The sequence below is a fragment of the Dyadobacter sp. CY312 genome (genome assembly GCF_021390535.1).
In the GTDB taxonomy this organism is placed as follows: Bacteria; Bacteroidota; Bacteroidia; order Cytophagales; family Spirosomataceae; genus Dyadobacter.
In genome coordinates this window covers 1-19500 of record NZ_JAJUXG010000026.1, presented here as the reverse complement: position 1 = coordinate 19500, position 19500 = coordinate 1, and the positions used below count along the sequence as shown (strand labels likewise).

Below are 19500 nucleotides of genomic sequence, written 5' to 3'. Positions count from 1 at the left end.
CTGTGAAATATTATTAAAGTGGCATATTTGTAAACATTTCCCTGATTCTAACCACACCCATATGACAGCAATATCTTTATTAAAGAAACATATAGCCGCAACTACGGTTCTTTCCGCATTCATTGCCGTTAGCAGTACCAGTTTCGCACAGCGCAACGAGACAAAAGCCAATGACTCCAACACACCGTTACACCTTTTACAGCCAGATTATCCGGTACCATACGGCATCGTAAAGAAGGAAAACATTGTAGAAGATCTGAATCGCATTCATGCCTATCTCAACAAGGTAACACCTACTGCTTTTGTAGATTCCAAAACCGGTAAACCAGTTACAGATCTTACCAAAATTGACCAGAATACAGCTTTGGCCAAAGGCGATTACCGCATTGTGAGTTATGAATGGGGTGTTACTTATGCCGCTATGCTGCTTGCAAGCAAAGTTACAGGCGATCCAAAGTTTAAAGAATATTCGGACACACGTCTGCAATTTATAGTAGAATCTGTTCCGTTTTTCAAAAAGACCAGCCAGGAACATGCGGACTGGGCAACTTCCGGTCCGTTACGTGGTTTGGTTGATCCGCATGCTTTGGACGACTGTGGAGCCATGTGCGCCGCAATGATCAAAGCAACCAGAGATGGCAGCAAAGGAAATTTTCGCCCGCTGATCGATAGCCACATTGATTACATTATGAACAAAGAGCATAAACTGAAAGATGGCTCTTTGGCAAGAATGCGCCCCCAGCCCAATACAATCTGGCTTGACGACCTGTTTATGGCCGTTCCAGCATTGGCACAAATGGGTAAATTGACGGGCGATAAAAAATACTATGACGAAGCTGTGAAGCAGGTTTTGCAAATATCTGACCGCATGTTTAACAAAACCAAAGGCGTATACATGCACGGTTGGGTTGAAGGTATGACAGAGCATCCGCAGTTCCATTGGGCACGTGCCAACGGTTGGGCGATCCTGACTAAGGTAGAATTACTGGACGTACTTCCTGCCAACCACCCTGCCAGACCGAAAATTCTTGCATTACTTAAAGCGCACGTAAAAGGACTTGCTTCGTATCAGTCGGGCTCGGGTTTCTGGCACCAGCTTCTGGATCGCAACGATTCTTATCTGGAAACTTCTGCTACGGCAATCTATGCGTACTCCATTGCAAAAGCCATCAACAGCGGCTGGATTGACGGACTTACTTACGCACCAATGACCTTATTGGCATGGAATGCGGTTTCGACCAAAATCAATAAAGAAGGACAAGTTGAAGGAACCTGTGTAGGAACAGGAATGGGATTTGATCCTGCATTTTACTACCACCGACCGATCAGCCCGTTTGCAGCGCATGGTTACGGCCCGGTGATTATGGCTGGTGCAGAGGTGATCAGCTTACTTAACAACAAGTCCTTTGAGATCAATGACAGCTCTGTTCAGTTACTTCAGAAAAAGTAGTTTCTTCATCCTTATCGGCATTTCTCAGCTTGCTCCGGCTCAATCCTTACGGTTTGATTTCGGAGCAGGCAAAGTACAGAAAGGCTATACGCAGGTTACGCCGGATGTCATTTATGACAAGGCTAAAGGATACGGATTCCTTCCGGGAACTCAGGTTAAAAGCATTGAAACCAAAGGAAAAAATCGGCTCGAAACAGATTATGTTACGGCAGATTCACCTTTCTTTTTCTCTGTAAAACTTCCCGAAGGCAACTACGACGTAAAACTTGTCACCGGCGATAAAAACGGCACTTCGCACACCACTGTGAAAGTGGAATGCAGAAGATTGATGGTTGAAAATGTGGTTACTAAAAATGGTGAATTCGCGAATTCAATCTTTACTGTCAATGTTCGTACGCCACAAATCAACGCCACGGAGAAAATATCTCTGAAACCAAGAGAGCTGGATTATTTACATTGGGACGACCAGCTGACATTTGAATTTACGGGCAAACAACCAAAAATTTGCGCACTGGAAATTACCCGGAATGAGACGGCAAAAACCATTTTCCTGGCTGGCAACTCCACGGTAGTAGACCAGGCTATTGAACCTTATGCTTCCTGGGGACAAATGATTCCCCGTTTTTTTGAACCAAAGTCGGTTGCTGTCGCCAATTATGCCGAATCCGGCGAATCGCTTAAAAGCTTTATCGCTGCCAAACGTTCGGACAAGGTATTTTCCCAAATGAAAAAAGGAGATTATCTTTTCATAGAGTTTGCACACAACGATCAAAAACAAAAGGATCTGCTTCCGTTTGTTGGTTACAAGGCGCTTCTTGAAAAGTTTATAACCGAAACACGTGCAAAAGGTGGAATTCCTGTATTGGTCACTTCCATGCACCGCCGCAATTTTGATTCAACAGGTCACATCATCAACACCCTGGGCGACTTTCCGGAAGCGGCAAGACTCACCGCCAAAGAACACAACGTAGCACTGATCGACCTGAACGCGATGAGTAAAACCCTTTGGGAAGCTCTGGGAGAAGAAGAATCGAAAAAAGCATTTGTTCACTATCCTGCAAATACATTTCCTGGAAGAACCGAAGAAATAAAAGACAACACGCATTTTAGCAATTATGGTGCCTACCAGTTGGCAAAGTGTATTGTTGAAGGTATCAAAAAAGCAGATAAAGATCTGGCCGCCTATTTACTCCCCGGCATCCCAACTTACGATCCTTCACAACCGGATCCGACAAACTCATTCGATTTTCCGTTGAGTCCGTTGGTAAATGTGGTAAAACCAGATGGGAACTAGTGTAACGGGTTGACTTTTGGTTGAGATGTGAGATTATTCATTGAATAATGGGAAAAGTAATCGGCGTCTCACTATTAACCCGACGGATATTTAACGTAATTTTATACAGTTACAAAATTTTGATTTCTAACAATTTACACCTTTGAAAATATCGATACAGTGCCGTCGGGTTAATAACTCAGATCAGCTCGCAAAATGATATTTTGTGATCCAATGGGAAAGAATTATAATAGACTATAAGTAACTGAAGAAAACTATGCTCAAATATTTGAATCTACTGACATCATCTCTCCTGTTATTGTGCGCTTTACTATTTTGTTCGTCCTGCAAGCACACAACAAAGGATCCTATGCCACCAAGTTATGTATCAGAGCTATTAGGGACATATCAGTCAAGAAATGAATCCAAAGATGTTTATGGTGGTACCTCAACGATATTCACACAAATGGAAATTACAAAATCTACCTCAAGCATAAACGCAGTAGATCTAGCTTACATACGAAGTGTCAAAAGATACATCGGAACAACAGAATTGACAGATCAAGCACAAACATGGGGTACTTGGAAGTTTAAGGATGTTACCGTTAATGAAATGATGGTTATCGATCACAAAGAGACTCAATTTACCAATTTTGGAGGGCAGCCAGGTGAATCCGTAGAAACAATATTATCAATAAAAGGTGGTCTAGTGGGCACTACTTTAACTTTAAACATTGGTAACGACTACCCATCAAAAAATCTAATCAATGGAAGTATGGTTTGGTTAGATAAAGTGAATTGATACAGCTGACCTTGTACTATCCGAAGAACTTTCACAAAACGGCTGCCTGGGTATCGTTCTGTGCTTTGTTACTTAACATAAAAATGGGTTATGCAAACTCCAGAGGCCCTTTATGGGTTTTGTTATAGTTTATTACAATGCAACTAAGTGAAACAGATCGTACTTTTTTTATTAGCAAGAAAATAAAAGATATATTAAGAAGAATATAGCCACTAATGATATAATACAACCTTTCACTCCTGAATTCTCCTCATTTTTATATTGATAGCCCGAATATTTCTCCTGATATATTGGATAGTTTTTCCCTAACGAAAAATAGTTAGACTTCTTTTGATATTTTGATGCTTGTTCACTAGGCAACTTCACTAATTCCTTTGATTTTAAAAAGTCATATGCCGCTTTGTATGCTATCGTTGCTTTACTTCCTCTATGTACATATTCATAATCAGCCTGATTGGATTCTCCAAAATACTGGAGCTCATTACCTGAATACCTATTCATGGATTTTTTAAACTGAACATCATGTATTTTTTGAGTTGCAAAATCCATAAAATGATCCTTGTGAGGGTGTTCATTTAGGTTGTAGTTCTCTCCTTTATGATGATTTCGATGTACAGAGAAAATAAAAAAGGCAATTTTAATTGGCAAGTCAACCGACTCAAAAATGAAGTCATACAACGCTTTTTCTCCAATATACTTAGAAACATATAAACGTTCCTGATAAGCAAATTCCAAGAGTCCCGAATCCGGATTGCTGTCGTTATCCTTTTTAAAATCGATCATTGCTGCTACATCCTGCATACTCGCGCGAGCAGGTATAGTTAAACCTAAATCTGTTGCGTAACTCATTTGTCTTTCCGATGGATCATCAATTAATTCTGTTACTTTAAAAGGATCGGTAAAGCCCTCAGATCTCATTTTCTCAGTACAATCATGTTCGTTTTGACCAATTCTCACAATTGTTCTGATGCGCTGTATTGGAGAATACACCGCACTTATGGAGTATTTCTTATTGGGTTGTATCATAGAGAAAATGGATAGGCTAAATTAAAATTTGGTGCAAAAATTGCCCTGGGTTTCACAGAGCAAAATTCGCTGATATTTGTAAAATCTGCCCATCGGCGATTTTTTTATCCGGGAATCAATCCTTTATTTTGACCTTTCTCAACATCATACCCTTCCCTCCGAAGTTTATCCCGGTCCGTTGCTAACTGAAGTTCATTTTTATAGATATCAGCTTGAATCCCATGTCGGATATGCTCAACCTCAATTTTCTCCTGTTGCGACCCAAGCCCTATACTATTTTCTCCAATATCATCAGATTTTAGGCTTTCTCCAATGTTGTCTATCCAGATTGATTTTGGGACGTAAACAGTGTACTCTCACTTCTCACAACCTAATTCTTCACAAACCGAAACGACCTGGAAACATCCCCTTTCCCCGTTTCCAATTGCAAAATGTAAAGCCCCGACGTTAGCCCGGCAACCGGAATACTGCCCTGAGTTTGTAAACGTTTCCCTTCAAAAACTTTTCGTCCGAGTATATCGAAAATTCGGTACGAGATTGGCTTCACAATTCCATTGGCGTTATGCAGTTCCAGATTGGTATACGCCGGATTGGGTGTGATGAATAAGTTATTTACCAATTCCGAACCGCAATTGCTTTGCAGGACTCGGGTATACATCACCGTTCCATCCAGATCATGTTCCGCAATGCGGTAATAGGTTTTTCCGCTGGACGCAGATTGATCAGTAAAACTGTAATTTCTTATCTCAGTAGAATTTCCGGCAGCATCCAGCGAAGCGATTAAAGACCAGCGAATGGCGTCGCTACTTTTTTCTACTTCAAAATGACTAGCGTTTTTTTCTGATGTTGTTCCCCAGGAGATTTGAGCTGCTTCTCCCACACATCCGACTTTGGTATAGGTGAAAACAACCGGCAAGGGATCACCTCTCACTATGCTATTGTTTCTGGTGATAAGCCAAAAATCCGGATCTATTTCCACAGATTCAGCTATGAAACCCAGATCCTCTATAAATGATTGCCCGCTGGAAGTGTTGTTTGCCACAACCAGTTTTTGTTGCGTACCACCCTCATTTTTGAATAACAATGGAACAGGCAATTGAAAAAAGCCAACACTGGCGTGGGAAGTTGTTTGGTTTAGCTTAAACCTGGCAGAATTCCCAACCGTAGACCATTCCAATTGATAAGAAGGATAACCCTGCCCGGAATACCATTGGTCAAAAAAGTAGGTAAGATCCTTACCACTTGCGCTTTCGAGATGCGCTTTTAAATGTTGGGTCTTGGCAAAATTAAATGCTAGTGCAGGGTCATCCAGGTAATTACGCACGGCTGTAAAAAATACCGCATCGCTCAGAATCCAGCGAAGCATGTAGAGCAAATGTGATCCTTTGTAATAACTGTATCTGTTGCTAAAAATTCTGGAAACATTGGTCACATCATCCACTTTTACCGATCCGCCTGGGGTACCGGTGATGAAGTTGATCTCACTTGCCCTGGTTGTTTTCGTAGTGGCAGGATACTTGTTTTCCATGTAAATACTGGCCAAATGGGTCGCAAATCCTTCGTTAAGCCAGATATCCTCCCAACTGCCACATGTAATTTTGTTCCCAAACCACTGGTGCGCCAGTTCGTGCATCACAAGCGTTTCACTCAGGTTAAACATAAATGAACTCGTCTGATGCTCCATTCCTCCGTTCCAGCCAAATTGCACATGCCCGTACTTTTCCGTAATGAAAGGATACGTTCCAAATAGATTACTAAACAATTGAAGTCCATCGAGCGTGTTTTGTGTTCCATTTTGAAAGGCCGTCAGACTTTCCGGATAACAGTGCGTCTGCATAGGCAGGTTGACTGATCCAATCGTTACGCTGTTGTTAAAAACGGTATAGTTGGTCACCGCAAAACAAACCAGATAACTCGCTATCGCGTATTGGTGTTTCCAATGCGTAACCGTCTTATTTCCGGCAATTGGTGTTTCACTTTTTTGTACACCGTTGGCTGCGGCTTTGTAGATGTTGGGATGTGTGATGAATATGTCAATTCCGTCGTCAGCTTTGTCGTCCAGACCATTTTTGCAAGGCCACCAGTCTTTACTTCCAAAAGGTTCACTCAGCGTCCAGATCACCGGTACGGCTGGGCTTCCATGGGTTGTTTTTATAAATGATCCGTTGCCGGAACTTACAGGCACGCCTTCATAAATTATGCTGACAGAATCGAGTGTTCCCACGGCAACATTTGCAGGAAAGGTGATTTGTAACACATCACCTGTTTGCGACTTGACCAAAGGTGTATTTCGTTGCAGAACCTGCGAAACAGACAATGCTCCCGACAAGTCGAACGAAATGGAATTGCCCGCCTCGGTCATTACGTAATAGGCGGTCAGTTTTCCTTTGATGTAGTTAATCGCCGGATCCACTTCCCATTCTCCGCGGTAGTATTTTACATCAAAATTGGTGGAAGCCAATGCTGCCGTGCTGCGGGCTGAAAATAGTTTGCTATGCCGACTTTGTTCCATCGCAGAAATACTGTCAGTAGAGAAATCCGAATTTACCAGATGGGCATCCTTTTGAGCATATACATAACTATAAATCAATAGATTAAAAACGAGTAGAATAGCGCGCATAGATTTCAATTTTATCCTTAAAGATAATGATTGATTTAAAATTTATATGTAGCTGCTGGCGATTAGCCGTAAGCAATTAGCGCGATAATCACATGACTTAAAAAGCTGATAAAAGAAAAAAGCCGGCAGAGCCAGAGTTTAAAATCTGGTTATGCCGGCTAATCTTGCTGCGTATATTTTTAATCTAACCCTCCTCTGCGCGTAGCTTTTTGAGGTTTTGGCCAAACGCCGGGTTCACCTTTCGAATTCAAAGGCAATACACTCTTGTCTCGAGATGTTTTGGCAGGATCCTCGCTGGCTTCGTATGCAAGAATAGCTGCAAGTATTGCATTGCTGCGAACATCGTCAAACACGATTTTGTCATACGTATCACGGTTGGTATGCCATGTGTAAGTCCCATACGACCAGTTGAGTGAACTCAGCGAAAATGCCGGTGCGCCAGCCGCTACAAAAGAGGCAAAATCAGATCCGCCTGCACCGGGAGCACCCGGGAATTTCGTCTCGATTTGGTTACGAATAGGTTCAGGAACTTTTGACAACCAGCGGGTCAGATAGTCATAAGAATTCAGGAAACCCTGTCCTGCCATATTTACAACTCTTCCCGTTCCGTTATCCTGATTAAAAACAGCCTGTATGTTATTTATAATTTCAGGATGATCTTCAACAAAGGCACGCGACCCGTTCAATCCCTGCTCTTCGCTGCCCCAATGCCCTACCAGAATCGTTCTTTTAGGATTTGGATAAAGTTTTTTAAGAATTCGCATCGCCTCCATCATCACAATAGTTCCCGTTCCATTGTCTGTTGCTCCGGTTCCGCCGTCCCATGAGTCAAAATGTGCGGATAGAATCACATATTCTTCCGGTTTTTCAGTTCCTATAATTTCAGCGATGGTATTAAACGTAGGCACAACGCCAAGTTCCTTTGCATCCGCACGCACGCTTATTTTAGGCGTATTGCCCGATTCCGCAAGTCTGTAAAGCAGGCCGTAGTCTTCAAGCGAAATATCAACAGTTGGTATCTTTTTCGTGTTTGCTCCAAAAATTTTATTTGCACCAAAACCTTTCGACCAGTACGACATCACTATTCCTGCTGCTCCCGCTTTTTCCAAAGCCGCCGGCAAAGTGCGTGCATTTAATCCTGTTTTAGCAATCCTTTTGGTCCAGGCTTCTGTCTGCTGGTCGCGCTCCTTTTTCATTTTTTCAAATGACTCTTCCGTGGCAAATTCTTTCCAGTTGTAATCCGGACGGCCTGTAGGCTGATACATGCTGATCATCACAAACTTACCTTTGGCAGTAGGTAACCATTTCTGAAAAGCAAGAGAATCGGCCAGATCCGGAACGATCACCACATCAGCCGTAACGGTTTTACCCGCCGTACCAGGGCTCCATGCCAGCTGCATTCCTTCCAGAGATTTCACTCGCGGAGCCACCATGTCAATATGTGAAGCGCCACGCTCCCATCCTCTCCATTCGCCCCATTTCTCATTTTTTGCAACAATGTTCCAGCTTTTGTATTTAGCAACAGCCCAGTCGTTGGCCTGTTGCATTTGAGGTGACCCTACAAGTCTGGGTCCGATAACGTCAAGTAGTTCATGAGCAAGTTTTTCCAGTTGTGAATTTTCTGTTGCTTCTTTCACGATGCCCTCGACAATAGCATCATTTCTCTGAGCGATGCCCGGGCCGCCAGCAAACAACATAATTGCCACCAGGTAACAGGATATTTTTTTCATAGAGTTTAAGTAGGATTGTTAAGAATTTCTAATTTATAAAATCCGCCGGAAGATTGACTCATCGTGCCCAAACATTCGAATTGAATCAGGCAATTATACCAAATTAACTACATCAGGCTATGAGAACCCTTCTTCGCCTCCAGATTTTGGTAACCGTTTAGTAATACTTTGCCACAAGTTCGAAAGATTTATAGTAATTGATATATAACTGAACTGTGTTTTCCCGTTGGCAGTCTAAGTAACCATTCATACTTTTTCTCACACAAATCCCATTGCATGCGTTGAACTTTACAGGAATATTTTTCCCGAATGAGTATTTACCCAAAACCATGTAAGATGAAAGAGCAACTTCGTAACCTTTTAGCAGCAACCACAGGCCTTCCCGGCTCCTCTATAACTGATGAAGCAAGCCTCACCCACGATCTCGGCCTTGATAGCCTGGATACCGTGGATCTGGTACTCCAAATGGAAGATCACTTCAAAGTAAGCATTCCCGACGAAGATTATCCCAAGCTCAAGACGGTGGGAGCTATATATGAATATTTACAGCACAAAAACGCTGTAATGGCATAACTGAAACAACAATCAGGACTGTGTGGACTTCTTATTTGACAGTACATACATCCAATGTAAGCCCGAAAAGCTATTTTTACATTTGAGGTATGCTTACATTTAAAGATGCGTTCAGGAATAATTCAGTTCATTTTTTTTGCTAATTATTTTGTTGGTCTGCTTGCGGTTGCATTATCGGTAGAAACTGTATTTCAACTCGGACTTCCCCTTGCATCGCCGGTATATTACATCCTGTTGTTTTCGGCAACAGTGATGTACTACACCTATGCCTATTCCGGCGCTGCGGCTTCTGCGATATCTTCCAATCCAAGAACCGAGTGGTACCGCCAGCATCACACTTTTGTCCGACAGAGTCAAAAATTTTTTGCTGTCATTTGCCTTATGGCGGCAGTCATTCTTTTTTATCAATATCAGGAAGCCATTCTGAAGTTGCCCTTGTATTACTGGCTATTGCTGGTTTCCATTCCCGTAGCCGGGCTGCTGTATTACGGCCTGCTTCCCAGCTCATTTAATCTTCGGAATACCGGTTGGTTCAAAGCATTCGTAATCGGATTTGTATGGGCTGGCTGTGTAAATTTTTTGCCTGTCACCATGGCGAAAATTGAATACGGAATACATGTGTCGGAGCCGGGTTTTATGCTCTGGCTATTCCTGAAAAACTGGATGTTCTGCACCGTAAACGCCATCATGTTTGATATCAAAGACTATGACGATGATGCCAACAGACAGCTCAAAACATTTGTGGTAAGGTTCGGTTTACAAAAAACCATATTTTTTGTACTGATCCCTTTATTAATTATCGGCATTGTGTCGTTACTGATTTTTACCCATTACAAAAATTTCAGCGCCCTGGTTATTGGCGTAAACCTTCTGCCCTTTTTGAGTCTTTTATATGTTGCCTATTCATTACAAAGACCCAAAAAGATTCTTTATTATTTGATTGTGATCGATGGGTTGCTGCTCGTTAAAGCTTTATGTGGAATATCAGGCATTGTATTGCTGCGAGCATTTCCTTAACCCAAAACACACTGTGAAAAACAATTATGACCCCATTGCAAGCAATTACGACTGGCTGAGCAGAGTTATTTTCCGCCGCAACCTGGTGCTTTCTCAAACCTGCCTGCTTCAACACATTCCTGCCAATAGTTCCATTCTGATTGTGGGTGGAGGAACGGGCTGGATACTGGAAGAAATATCGAAAGTTCACCCCTCCGGTTTGCATATCACTTACGTGGAAATTTCAGAGAAAATGATTCAGCTTGCCCGTAAACGGGACGCAGCTCAGAATGAGGTACGTTTTGTAAATCAACCGATTGAAGAGTTTTCCACCAACAGTTTTTTTAATATTGTTTTTACTGCATTTCTGTTTGATAACTTCGGAGATCAGCGGGCAGAGCTGGTCTTCAAAAAACTTGACGGAATGCTTACAGAAAATGGCAAATGGCTTTTTGTTGATTTTAACATAAACGAAAAGAAAAGCAAATGGTGGCAAAGAGGTTTGCTTACTTCTATGTTATTCTTTTTCAGAGTTGTATGTAACATAGAAGCTCGAAAGGTAATCCCTATGAAATCGTTTTTTGAAGGAAATCATTTTCAGGAAATGTATGCTTATGAACGGATGTATAGCTTCATAAAATCGTCGGTCTACGTAAGACTATCTCAGATATAGATGGTTGTTTGTGGACCGAATTCGGCCATTGACTGTAAAGAAGTGGCTCATTGCTTCACTGAAAATTATTCCTATTTTGCCGAATTAATAGACAAGCCAACCTCAGATGAAAGATTTAAAACTTAATGTAATAGCCATTTACGCGCTCAGATTTTTTGTTACCATTTTTGCTGTGAGCTTTATTCTTGAAGTTGGTTTTCAACTCATCAAAGGAATTTCCTTCTCTGATGCTTACGCGTATTGGAAAGCCGTGAGTTTCAACTCCACTAAGCTAGTTGTATACGTGGTTGCCTCCATCGCTTTTGGTATTTACAAGTCGCGGAAAGAAGCGCAGTAGTGGCAATTTCTGTTACCGGGGCTCGAATCCCAGGATAGAAGGAAATATTCCAGCTACGAAGGTGTTTCAGTTTGTTGTGTTCCTCACAAAACGTTCCGACGGAACGAGATCAATTTATCCCATTTATTTTTCTACCGACAAATCGTCCCTATTGGGACGAGCGCTTCTGATGTGACGAGATTTGTGCTTGAGCAAAAAACAGCTTGATAAAAGGGCGCATTGCAAATTGTCGTTTTACTCGCCAATCACTCTAATGGAAAACGTTTTTATGACTCAATCTTTGAACCTACCGGTTCAGCATACCGTCTACAAACGTCTCTCTCGGGACGTCTTGTCGGTAGAAAGCGTTGACATCCAAATCTAACCTACGTTCCATAAGAACGTTTCGTGATTGTGCCACAATATGAAATGCATCCTGATAAAACATCCTTGTGGGACTTTCAGTTGGAATCTGATATTTGGTGGAAATACGTAATCCAGCTCCGTATTGGTGGTAAGATCTTTGATTGACCGATAAATTATCACCCGGCCAAAACACTCCTTCTTCTAAAAATATGCCGCTCGTTAAATACCACAATGGACAGTAATATCAGCGAATAGGCAACAATTTGGAACATGTTGATGGGTTCGTGAAAGTATAATAATGCTATTGTGAAATTCATTAACGGATTGATGTACAACATAATGCCCATCGTGGATGAGTTCACGCCCTGCAAAGCGTAAAGGTTCATATAAAGAGGCATGATCGTGAAGAGTACTGCTATAAGCAATATGAATTCGTAGAATATAGGTTCTGTTGGCAGAGGTGCGCTGAATGACGGGTAAAAGGGCAACAGTATCAATGCCGAAAATACGATCTGGATTGTGAGCAGGAGAAACTTATCCACGCCAAAATTCTTACGCTGCGTTACCAGATACAAAGCATAAGACAAGGCAACGATCATACTATAAGCCACATCGGCTATATTATTGAAAGACAACAACAAACAGCTCATGATGCTTAGTGCAACAGCCGTCCATTGCCATTTACTCAGTTTTTCCTGTAAGACAAAAAAAGCGATAACAGTTGTCAATATAGGACACACCAGATAAGCGAAAGATGCCGCTTTTACACTAATGTGGTTCATTACATAGATGAAGAAAAACCAGTTGGCAGTCAGCAACACACCACCTCCCAGTGTTCTGAGAATAATACTTTTCTTCTCTCTTGCCGGCATTGCTTTAAAAATTGCAATATTCCGTTTCAGGACACTTCCCCGAACGAGCAGGCTGATCACGAGCATAATGACTGCACACAAAAAAACACGGTAAAAGAGAATATCCAGGGAAGGATAATCGTGTAACGGTTTTAGTGCCAAACTGAAAAAACCCCAGATCACAAAAGAAAGAAAAGCGATCAGATAATACTTAGACAACTTCATAAAAGCAGAAAAACGTTTTATTTGCAGCGGTAACTTATGCTGAAACAAACAGCAGGAAGTAAAGCCAGGTTCATTTATTGGCTGATTAAAGTTTTCACCTGTGTTGAATATCAGCCAATAAGTGATCCAAAACGGAACCAAGCACGGCTTTTTTGACTTTCTAAATTGATTAGCACCTAAAACAGAATTATGGAGATTTCCGATATCCGCCTTATTGCCACCGACATGGACGGCACCCTTTTAAATTCAAAACATGAACTCAACGACTCTTTTGTACCCGTTTTCAGAAAGATAAAAGAACAGGGAATTGTATTCGTGGCAGCAAGCGGACGACAATATTATAACCTCTTGAAAGCGTTGGATGAAGTGAAGGACGAGGTCATTTTTGCTGCTGAAAATGGAAGTTATGTGGTTTTCAGAGACGAAGAAATTCATGTTCAGCCGATTGATCATGAAATTGTTCGGGATCTGATCCGGATATCAAAAAGTATTCCGCACACATTCCCGATCATTTGTGGAAAAAAGAAAGCTTATGTGCAAAACTCAGAACCCGAATTTATAAGTCGGCTCGAACTGTATTTTGAACGTTATGAGATTGTTGAAGACCTTTTGAAGGTGGATGATGACCAATTTCTCAAATTCACATTGTGCGATCTTACAGGATCAGAAGCCAACAGCTATCCACATTACAAACACCTGGAAAATACCTTGAAAGTTAAAGTGTCAGGACCGATCTGGCTTGATATTTCCCATCCGCTGGCCAACAAAGGTGTGGCAATGGATGTATTGCAAAAGAAATTTGGGGTTACGTTTGATCAGACGATGGTTTTCGGCGATTACTTCAATGACGTTGAAATGCTTCAAAAGGGCTATTTCTCGTACGCCATGGCTAATGCACATCCGGATATTAAGAATATTGCACGCTTCGCTGCCAAAAGCAACGATGAGAATGGTGTGGTGGAGGTGCTGAGCGAGTTGCTTGAAGGAAGAAAGTAAGGAAGGTATTTTGCTTGCCTGTTTCACGCAAAGAAAATAAGAACAAAAGGCAAGACCTCAAATTTTTATATGTGTCTCAGGGTACTACCGGGCTCATTTGAATATTAGTTAAAAACGAGTTTCACGGAGAGTATTAAACCTCTGTGAAACTCGTTTTAGTTTCTCTGAGAAACTCACTGTAATCTAACCCTGTTACTTTCCTGTGAACTTCTTGAATATAGAACTTGCAACGTGTCCGCCAAAGCCGAAAGTGTTGTTCAGTACGTAATTAACAGGCTTGTGAACAGGTTCTCCCAATACAATATTCAAACCTGCTGGAATATTTTCATCCAGATTTTCGGTATTGATCGTACCAGGGATCACATCGTTTTTTATCGCCAGAATACTGATAATGCTCTCAGCAGCACCGGCAGCTCCAAGTAAATGTCCGGTCATGGATTTTGTAGCACCTACTAACACCGGATGTTCTCCAAAAACCCGCTTGATCCCGTTCAATTCACTCATGTCTCCCAAGCCGGTAGATGTAGCATGCGCGTTAACATAGTCAATTTTATCAGCAGAAATACCTGCATCTTTTAACGCGTTGGCCATACCCAGGTAGGCTCCTAAACCGTCAGGAGGAGTTCCTGTCAGGTGATATGCATCAGCAGCCATTCCGCCTCCGATCATTTCAGCATATATTGTTGCACCGCGTTCCAAAGCGTGATCCAGTTCTTCCAATACAAGCGCACCTGCACCTTCGCCCATTACAAAACCATCACGATCTTTGTCAAACGGACGGGAAGCCCTTTCGGGATCGTCGTTGCGTTTCGATAAAGCCTGAGCCGAACTGAAACCACCTAACGAAGAATGTGTAATGGCAGCCTCGGAGCCACCTGCAATCATAATGGTGGCCTTGCCCAAGCGGATTGTGTCAAATGCCGCGATGATCGCATTATTTGACGACGCGCAGGCCGAAACGGTACAGTAGTTGGGCCCGTGCAGTTTGTGGCGGATAGAAACAACACCTGCCGCTATATCCACAATCATTTTAGGGATAAAAAATGGACTGAACCTTGGTGTCCCGTCACCGGTATGAAATTCACGTAACTGATCTTCAAAAGTTCCGATGCCTCCGTTTCCACTACCCCAAATCACTCCTACTTCGTAACGCTCCTCTTCGCTCATTTGCGAGAAGTCCAGTCCTGCATCTTTGATAGCCTCATCAGAAGCCACGATCGCATATTGCGTGAAAGTGTCGTATTTTTTTATCTCCTTTTTATCAATGAATTCTTCTGCGTTAAAACCTTTCACCTCACAGGCAAAATGCGTTTTGAACTTTGAAGTATCAAACTTGGTAATTGGTCCGGCACCACTTTTACCGGCCAGAATATTCTTCCAGAACTCGTCAACTGTATTCCCCAGCGGCGTAAGTGCACCAAGGCCTGTTACTACTACTCTTTTCATATTGATGGGCTGTTAGCTTGTGGCCGTTAGCTGTTTTCCTTTGTGAATACTTTAATTTTTGCGCAAAAATATTCATTCCTTGTGCTTTTCAATGTCCAATGGGATTTTTTCCTTGAAAATGTCTTCAACAAAATTTTGTACTACTGGCCCGACAAGTAAAATAACGGGAATTACGATGATGTAAGCCATTGTCCAGGATCTCATCCAAATGGCAACAAACCCCGGTTTTAAACCGATATTGATGGAAATCAGCGTGAAAGAAATTATTCCCGTAGTAATTATGCCCATTATCATGGCAAAAGCGACTTTCGTTTTCATACAGTTTCTGTTTGGGTCGGGGATATTGATTATGGATTCATCGCCAACAACGCATCAGCAGGTGAAGCTAACGACAAACGATATACATCAGCAGTGCGACCAACGTGGATCTCGAAGTGATTGGCTTCCAGTGCTTCCAGCAATGCCTGGGCAACTGCAACAGGAGGAATTCCATTGGCACCTCCAATTTCCTGAGAAAAATCAGTATTGACCAACGGCGGCATCAGTTCAAATACTTTTATTCCACCGGTCTTTGCAAGTAAAATTCTCAATGACTGTGTATAGGAGTGTAGTGCTGCTTTACTGGCTGCATAAGTCGCCATGATGTGATTAGGCACAAAAGCGACTATACTGGATACGTTCACAATTGCCGAATCCTGATTTTTTCCAAGCAAGGGCAATACTTTTTCGTTGATCCTGACGATGGACAGATAATTCGTCAGCATCTCTTCACCTGCTTTACCAGCTGCATCTCCACTAGTTAAAGTATTCACAAATGCTTGCCCTGCATTATTGATCACCATATTTAAGCTTGTAAAATCCCTTTCTAAAACTTGTACAAGCTCGTCTACTTCCTCCTTTTTTGTCACATCACATACGAAACCAGTTACACCTGGCAGGGCTTCCAGAGCTTTTTTCAACCGGTCTTTGTTCCTGCCTGTAATAATCACTTTGTTCCCTTTTGCTAATAGTATTTTAGCCGTTTCAAACCCAATCCCGGCACTCCCGCCAGTGATTAGTACTGTATTTTCTGTTGTTTTCATTTTATAATAAAATTTCTTAATTGTCTAACACGACCCCGGTTCATTCTTAATTCATACAAACACCGTTCAGTCCACCCAAAAGCGTACAGACCGGAATCTCCTTCTCAATTGTCCCCGCCACCTGGTTCATTCTTAACTCCTAATCTTAAATTAATACCGATCGGTATATTTTTATACAAAAAAAATTCAACTTAAATCATTGATCAATTTTTCAACAGACTTCATAATAGATGCACGGTAGTTGAGCCTTCCAGTAAGTTTGGTAATCATGATGGCACCTTCGATAGTGGCAATCATTGTCAGCGCTATTTGCTCAGGATCTGTATCCGACCTGAATTCTTTACTGTCTATTCCTTTCCGGATTAAAGAAGAAACCATGTCTTTCCACGAAATGATCGCCTCGGCAGCCCTTTTCTTTAATTCAGGATGCGTGTCATCTGCTTCCACAGCCGTATTGAGCACCGGACATCCGCCATCTGGAAAAGGAAATCCAAAATAGTTTTCATAGACTTTGGTGTACGCCATTAGTTTTTCTCTAAATGAAGAAGAGGCAGCAATCTCCTGGCTAATAATGGTGTTTACTTTTTTCAAATTAAAGTCAAAAGCAGCAAGAGCAACGTCGTCCTTATTCACAAAGTTGCCATAAATGCTTCCCTTCGTAAGACCGGTAGCATCCATCATGTCATTGAGTGAAGTTCCTGCGTACCCCTTTTTATTAAAAATCGGCGCAGTTTTTTCAACAATAAACTGTTTGGTTCTCTCGGCTTTGCTCATGGTATTTGTTATTGCGATGCAAATATATACCGATTGGTATTATTTTGCAAAAAAAAATCCACCTTATTTAAAACCAGCCATTTCAAACATCGCTTTCACCAGCCAACAATAAAATGTAGGCAAGCATATCATTAGAATAACGGAAATTTGTTTCCTGAACTTTAAGTAACAGTGGTAGCAGTGAAGGAATAAATCCATCCTGTTTTGCCTTTAACAGAACTCCAAGTGTTCCCGTTATTTTGAGGTCAAACTTTCTCGCTAGTTTTCTACCCTTGTTGTCGTCAATAATTAGTAGTGAAGATTCTGTTTCTAATGCCAATGTAATGGCGCTAGCTTCGCCTATATCAACGTCCAAAGAATTTTGAAGAGCAATGTTTTGAACTGACTTTATAGAAATTCATGCAGGTAATTCAATTCCAAATTCCTTTGCAATGATCGCGGTTGTTGTAACCTGCCCAAAAATGGTGTGAAGTAATTCTAACTCTCCAATTTTAGATAGAAGAATAAAACAGCTTGTATCCGCAATAACTACTTCATAATCCTTCTGCATCATTCCAAATTTCGGACAATGGGTAGTTCATAAGTGAAACACCATAGTCTTTTAAAATTTCCGCAAATGCGAGCTTGGACAGACTCGCCATATCTGCTGCCTGGCCAAGTGACAACTTTCCCGACTCATATAGTTTGGCAGCTATAAACCGAATGGTATCATTCTGATATTCAACCAGGCTGTCGGGAACATTAAGCGTTATCGTAGTCATACTGTAAATATACAAATAAAATTTCCTTCATAAAAAAGTGATTCAATTCGCTTGAAATGAGTCACTTTTTTATTGATTCTTAGAGATCGCCTCACTTTGCAACAACCCGCCAAATCGTATTTCCAGAATCGTCAACTACAAGTAGCGAACCATCATTCATAATGGTCACACCGACTGGCCGACCAAATACCTTTTTTTCGCTGTCAACAAATCCAGTTAGGAAATCTTCCATATTACCTGCTGGTTTTCCATTTTTAAACGGAACAAAAACCACCTTGTAACCCGACAATTTTGACCGGTTCCACGACCCGTGCTGTCCCACGAAAGCACCGTTGTGATACTTTGCAGGAAACCTGGTCTTATCATAAAAGGCAAGTCCGAGAGAAGCCGTGTGAGATCCTACCGGTACATCAGGCACAATCGCCTTTGCAACCAGATCAGCTCCTGCTCCTTTCATTCTTGGATCCTTGTTCTGTCCGAAATAAGAATATGGCCAACCGTAAAATCCGCCGTCTTTAACGCTGGTAATGTAGTCAGGAACGAGTTCATCGCCCAGCTTATCCCGCTCATTCACGGCAGTCCATAAGGTATTGGTCCCGGGAGCCCAGTCCATCCCGACCGGATTTCTCAAACCGCTTGCATATATCCGCTCGCCTGTACCATCCGGATTGATTTCCAGAATATTGGCCCGGCGAATCTCGGTATCCATGCCGTGCTCTGCAACATTACTTGCCGAGCCGACAGATATATAAATTTTTGATCCATCAGCATTCGCTAACAAATTCCTCGTCCAGTGATTGTTATAGCCTCCGGCGGGCAGCTCTATAATTTTCTCACCCTTGCCCGTTATTTTGGTATCTCCTTCCTTATATGGATACCTGTACAATCCGTCGGTATTGGCTACGTAAAAGTGGTTTTTGAGAATCATCATTCCCAGCGGCTGTTTTAGTTTTTCCAGAAATATCTCTCTTAGTTCAGGCACACCGTCCTTATTAACATCCCTTAGGAGTGTAATGCGATCCGCGCTTTTCTTGGTTGCTGACTCTGCAACGAAAATATCCCCGTTGGGCCCGATGTAAGTCCATCTGGGATTTTTCAGCTTGTCTGCAAACTTCATTACCGTGAATCCTTCTGGTGCCACAGGCATTTTCCCTTCCGGCCAGCCAGCTTCCTCGGGTCTGTTAGTAACCGATTCAGTGGCGAATGGTGCTGGTAAAACCAGGCTATCGGTAACCGTTTGGACGGAATCAGGTCCGGAAGCTCTGGCTTCATCCTTTTCCTGTTTTGTATTACCTCCGCAGCTCGCAAGTATGCCGACGGTTGCCAGGTAGCCTACTAGAACGTGAATTTTCTTCATAACTAGATTATTTCAGTTTCTACTAAATGTAAAAGGGGTGTCCGGCAATTGCCGGACACCCCTTTTACATAAATAATTGTCCCGTCCTGAAATAGCGATACACAAATTGTACAGCTATGCAAGAGAATCCTGAAACCAAGTATGTTAAACGAACGCAGAAGGACTATTCGATGTCTTTTAAAT

At 42.0% G+C, this 19500-nt stretch carries 19 protein-coding genes; 8 read left to right on the top strand and 11 right to left on the bottom strand.

Features of this window, described 5'->3' with window-relative positions:
• The first annotated feature begins 61 nt into the window (after nt 1-61).
• From LZG71_RS27335 to LZG71_RS27325, 3 genes are all read left to right on the top strand, one after another.
• A complete protein-coding gene (locus LZG71_RS27335; RefSeq protein ID WP_233825916.1) occupies nt 62-1450 on the top strand; it encodes a glycoside hydrolase family 105 protein in 1389 nt (462 codons plus the stop codon).
• Nucleotides 1416-2744 carry a rhamnogalacturonan acetylesterase gene (locus LZG71_RS27330; RefSeq protein WP_233825985.1) on the top strand — a complete coding sequence of 443 codons (1329 nt, stop codon included), beginning with the start codon at nt 1416-1418 and terminating at the stop codon, nt 2742-2744. The genes LZG71_RS27335 and LZG71_RS27330 overlap by 35 nt, the downstream gene beginning before the upstream one ends.
• A 349-nt stretch (nt 2745-3093) precedes the next feature.
• Nucleotides 3094-3525 carry a hypothetical protein gene (locus LZG71_RS27325; RefSeq protein WP_233825915.1) on the top strand — a complete coding sequence of 144 codons (432 nt, stop codon included), beginning with the start codon at nt 3094-3096 and terminating at the stop codon, nt 3523-3525.
• 171 nt (nt 3526-3696) lie between these two features.
• On the opposite strand, the gene LZG71_RS27320 is transcribed toward LZG71_RS27325, so the two are convergent.
• From LZG71_RS27320 to LZG71_RS27310, 3 genes are all read right to left on the bottom strand, one after another.
• Nucleotides 3697-4551 carry a hypothetical protein gene (locus LZG71_RS27320; protein ID WP_233825914.1) on the bottom strand — a complete coding sequence of 285 codons (855 nt, stop codon included), beginning with the start codon at nt 4549-4551 and terminating at the stop codon, nt 3697-3699.
• A 370-nt stretch (nt 4552-4921) separates the two neighbouring features.
• Nucleotides 4922-7171 carry a M1 family aminopeptidase gene (locus LZG71_RS27315; RefSeq protein ID WP_233825913.1) on the bottom strand — a complete coding sequence of 750 codons (2250 nt, stop codon included), beginning with the start codon at nt 7169-7171 and terminating at the stop codon, nt 4922-4924.
• Between the two features lie 179 nt (nt 7172-7350).
• Nucleotides 7351-8901 carry a M20/M25/M40 family metallo-hydrolase gene (locus LZG71_RS27310; RefSeq protein WP_233825912.1) on the bottom strand — a complete coding sequence of 517 codons (1551 nt, stop codon included), beginning with the start codon at nt 8899-8901 and terminating at the stop codon, nt 7351-7353.
• 309 nt (nt 8902-9210) lie between these two features.
• Here LZG71_RS27310 and LZG71_RS27305 point away from each other — a divergent pair, with 309 nt between their 5' ends.
• The 4 genes from LZG71_RS27305 to LZG71_RS27290 all read left to right on the top strand — a co-directional run bounded on the left by LZG71_RS27305 (nt 9211) and on the right by LZG71_RS27290 (nt 11480).
• Nucleotides 9211-9474, top strand: coding sequence for an acyl carrier protein (locus tag LZG71_RS27305; protein WP_304488670.1), 264 nt, complete (start codon nt 9211-9213; stop codon nt 9472-9474).
• A 105-nt stretch (nt 9475-9579) separates the two neighbouring features.
• The gene (locus LZG71_RS27300; RefSeq protein ID WP_233825911.1) at nt 9580-10491 is read left to right on the top strand and encodes a UbiA family prenyltransferase; all 912 of its coding nucleotides are present in this window, start codon (nt 9580-9582) and stop codon (nt 10489-10491) included.
• A 13-nt stretch (nt 10492-10504) separates the two neighbouring features.
• The gene (locus tag LZG71_RS27295; protein ID WP_233825910.1) at nt 10505-11143 is read left to right on the top strand and encodes a class I SAM-dependent methyltransferase; all 639 of its coding nucleotides are present in this window, start codon (nt 10505-10507) and stop codon (nt 11141-11143) included.
• Nucleotides 11144-11249: 106 nt separating this feature from the next.
• Complete coding sequence (locus LZG71_RS27290; protein ID WP_233825909.1) at nt 11250-11480, top strand: hypothetical protein; 231 nt, start codon at nt 11250-11252, stop codon at nt 11478-11480.
• A gap of 521 nt (nt 11481-12001) precedes the next feature.
• Here the strand turns inward: LZG71_RS27290 and LZG71_RS27285 are convergent.
• Complete coding sequence (locus LZG71_RS27285) at nt 12002-12901, bottom strand: EamA family transporter (RefSeq protein ID WP_233825908.1); 900 nt, start codon at nt 12899-12901, stop codon at nt 12002-12004.
• A 189-nt stretch (nt 12902-13090) separates the two neighbouring features.
• On the opposite strand from LZG71_RS27285, the gene LZG71_RS27280 reads away from it, so the two are divergent.
• The gene (locus LZG71_RS27280; RefSeq protein WP_233825907.1) at nt 13091-13897 is read left to right on the top strand and encodes an HAD family hydrolase; all 807 of its coding nucleotides are present in this window, start codon (nt 13091-13093) and stop codon (nt 13895-13897) included.
• Nucleotides 13898-14089: 192 nt separating this feature from the next.
• On the opposite strand, the gene fabF is transcribed toward LZG71_RS27280, so the two are convergent.
• The 7 genes from fabF to LZG71_RS27245 form a co-directional block, all read right to left on the bottom strand.
• The gene (gene fabF, locus LZG71_RS27275) at nt 14090-15343 is read right to left on the bottom strand and encodes a beta-ketoacyl-ACP synthase II (protein WP_233825906.1); all 1254 of its coding nucleotides are present in this window, start codon (nt 15341-15343) and stop codon (nt 14090-14092) included.
• 72 nt (nt 15344-15415) lie between these two features.
• On the bottom strand, nt 15416-15661 hold the full coding sequence (locus tag LZG71_RS27270; protein ID WP_233825905.1) for a DUF2798 domain-containing protein: 246 nt from the start codon (nt 15659-15661) through the stop codon (nt 15416-15418).
• 29 nt (nt 15662-15690) lie between these two features.
• Nucleotides 15691-16425 (bottom strand): SDR family oxidoreductase, encoded by a 735-nt coding sequence (locus tag LZG71_RS27265; protein WP_233825904.1) that lies wholly within the window; start codon nt 16423-16425, stop codon nt 15691-15693.
• 186 nt (nt 16426-16611) lie between these two features.
• Entirely contained in the window at nt 16612-17199 is a 588-nt protein-coding gene (locus tag LZG71_RS27260) for a TetR/AcrR family transcriptional regulator (protein WP_233825903.1), read from the bottom strand.
• Nucleotides 17200-17281: 82 nt separating this feature from the next.
• The gene (locus LZG71_RS27255) at nt 17282-17554 is read right to left on the bottom strand and encodes a DUF3368 domain-containing protein (RefSeq protein ID WP_233825902.1); all 273 of its coding nucleotides are present in this window, start codon (nt 17552-17554) and stop codon (nt 17282-17284) included.
• 178 nt (nt 17555-17732) lie between these two features.
• On the bottom strand, nt 17733-17960 hold the full coding sequence (locus LZG71_RS27250) for a UPF0175 family protein (protein ID WP_233825901.1): 228 nt from the start codon (nt 17958-17960) through the stop codon (nt 17733-17735).
• Between the two features lie 91 nt (nt 17961-18051).
• The gene (locus LZG71_RS27245; protein WP_233825900.1) at nt 18052-19317 is read right to left on the bottom strand and encodes a sorbosone dehydrogenase family protein; all 1266 of its coding nucleotides are present in this window, start codon (nt 19315-19317) and stop codon (nt 18052-18054) included.
• Nucleotides 19318-19500 lie beyond the last annotated feature (183 nt).

What these genes read in the sequence shown, in the direction of transcription:
- LZG71_RS27335 (WP_233825916.1), top strand. Translation starts at nt 62, where the DNA reads ATGACAGCAATATCTTTATTAAAGAAACATATAGCCGCAACTACGGTT.
- LZG71_RS27330 (WP_233825985.1), top strand. Translation starts at nt 1,416, where the DNA reads ATGACAGCTCTGTTCAGTTACTTCAGAAAAAGTAGTTTCTTCATCCTT.
- LZG71_RS27325 (WP_233825915.1), top strand. Translation starts at nt 3,094, where the DNA reads ATGCCACCAAGTTATGTATCAGAGCTATTAGGGACATATCAGTCAAGA.
- LZG71_RS27320 (WP_233825914.1), bottom strand. Translation starts at nt 4,551, where the DNA reads ATGATACAACCCAATAAGAAATACTCCATAAGTGCGGTGTATTCTCCA.
- LZG71_RS27315 (WP_233825913.1), bottom strand. Translation starts at nt 7,171, where the DNA reads ATGCGCGCTATTCTACTCGTTTTTAATCTATTGATTTATAGTTATGTA.
- LZG71_RS27310 (WP_233825912.1), bottom strand. Translation starts at nt 8,901, where the DNA reads ATGAAAAAAATATCCTGTTACCTGGTGGCAATTATGTTGTTTGCTGGC.
- LZG71_RS27305 (WP_304488670.1), top strand. Translation starts at nt 9,211, where the DNA reads ATGAGTATTTACCCAAAACCATGTAAGATGAAAGAGCAACTTCGTAAC.
- LZG71_RS27300 (WP_233825911.1), top strand. Translation starts at nt 9,580, where the DNA reads ATGCGTTCAGGAATAATTCAGTTCATTTTTTTTGCTAATTATTTTGTT.
- LZG71_RS27290 (WP_233825909.1), top strand. Translation starts at nt 11,250, where the DNA reads ATGAAAGATTTAAAACTTAATGTAATAGCCATTTACGCGCTCAGATTT.
- LZG71_RS27285 (WP_233825908.1), bottom strand. Translation starts at nt 12,901, where the DNA reads ATGAAGTTGTCTAAGTATTATCTGATCGCTTTTCTTTCTTTTGTGATC.
- LZG71_RS27280 (WP_233825907.1), top strand. Translation starts at nt 13,091, where the DNA reads ATGGAGATTTCCGATATCCGCCTTATTGCCACCGACATGGACGGCACC.
- fabF (WP_233825906.1), bottom strand. Translation starts at nt 15,343, where the DNA reads ATGAAAAGAGTAGTAGTAACAGGCCTTGGTGCACTTACGCCGCTGGGG.
- LZG71_RS27270 (WP_233825905.1), bottom strand. Translation starts at nt 15,661, where the DNA reads ATGAAAACGAAAGTCGCTTTTGCCATGATAATGGGCATAATTACTACG.
- LZG71_RS27265 (WP_233825904.1), bottom strand. Translation starts at nt 16,425, where the DNA reads ATGAAAACAACAGAAAATACAGTACTAATCACTGGCGGGAGTGCCGGG.
- LZG71_RS27260 (WP_233825903.1), bottom strand. Translation starts at nt 17,199, where the DNA reads ATGAGCAAAGCCGAGAGAACCAAACAGTTTATTGTTGAAAAAACTGCG.
- LZG71_RS27250 (WP_233825901.1), bottom strand. Translation starts at nt 17,960, where the DNA reads ATGACTACGATAACGCTTAATGTTCCCGACAGCCTGGTTGAATATCAG.
- LZG71_RS27245 (WP_233825900.1), bottom strand. Translation starts at nt 19,317, where the DNA reads ATGAAGAAAATTCACGTTCTAGTAGGCTACCTGGCAACCGTCGGCATA.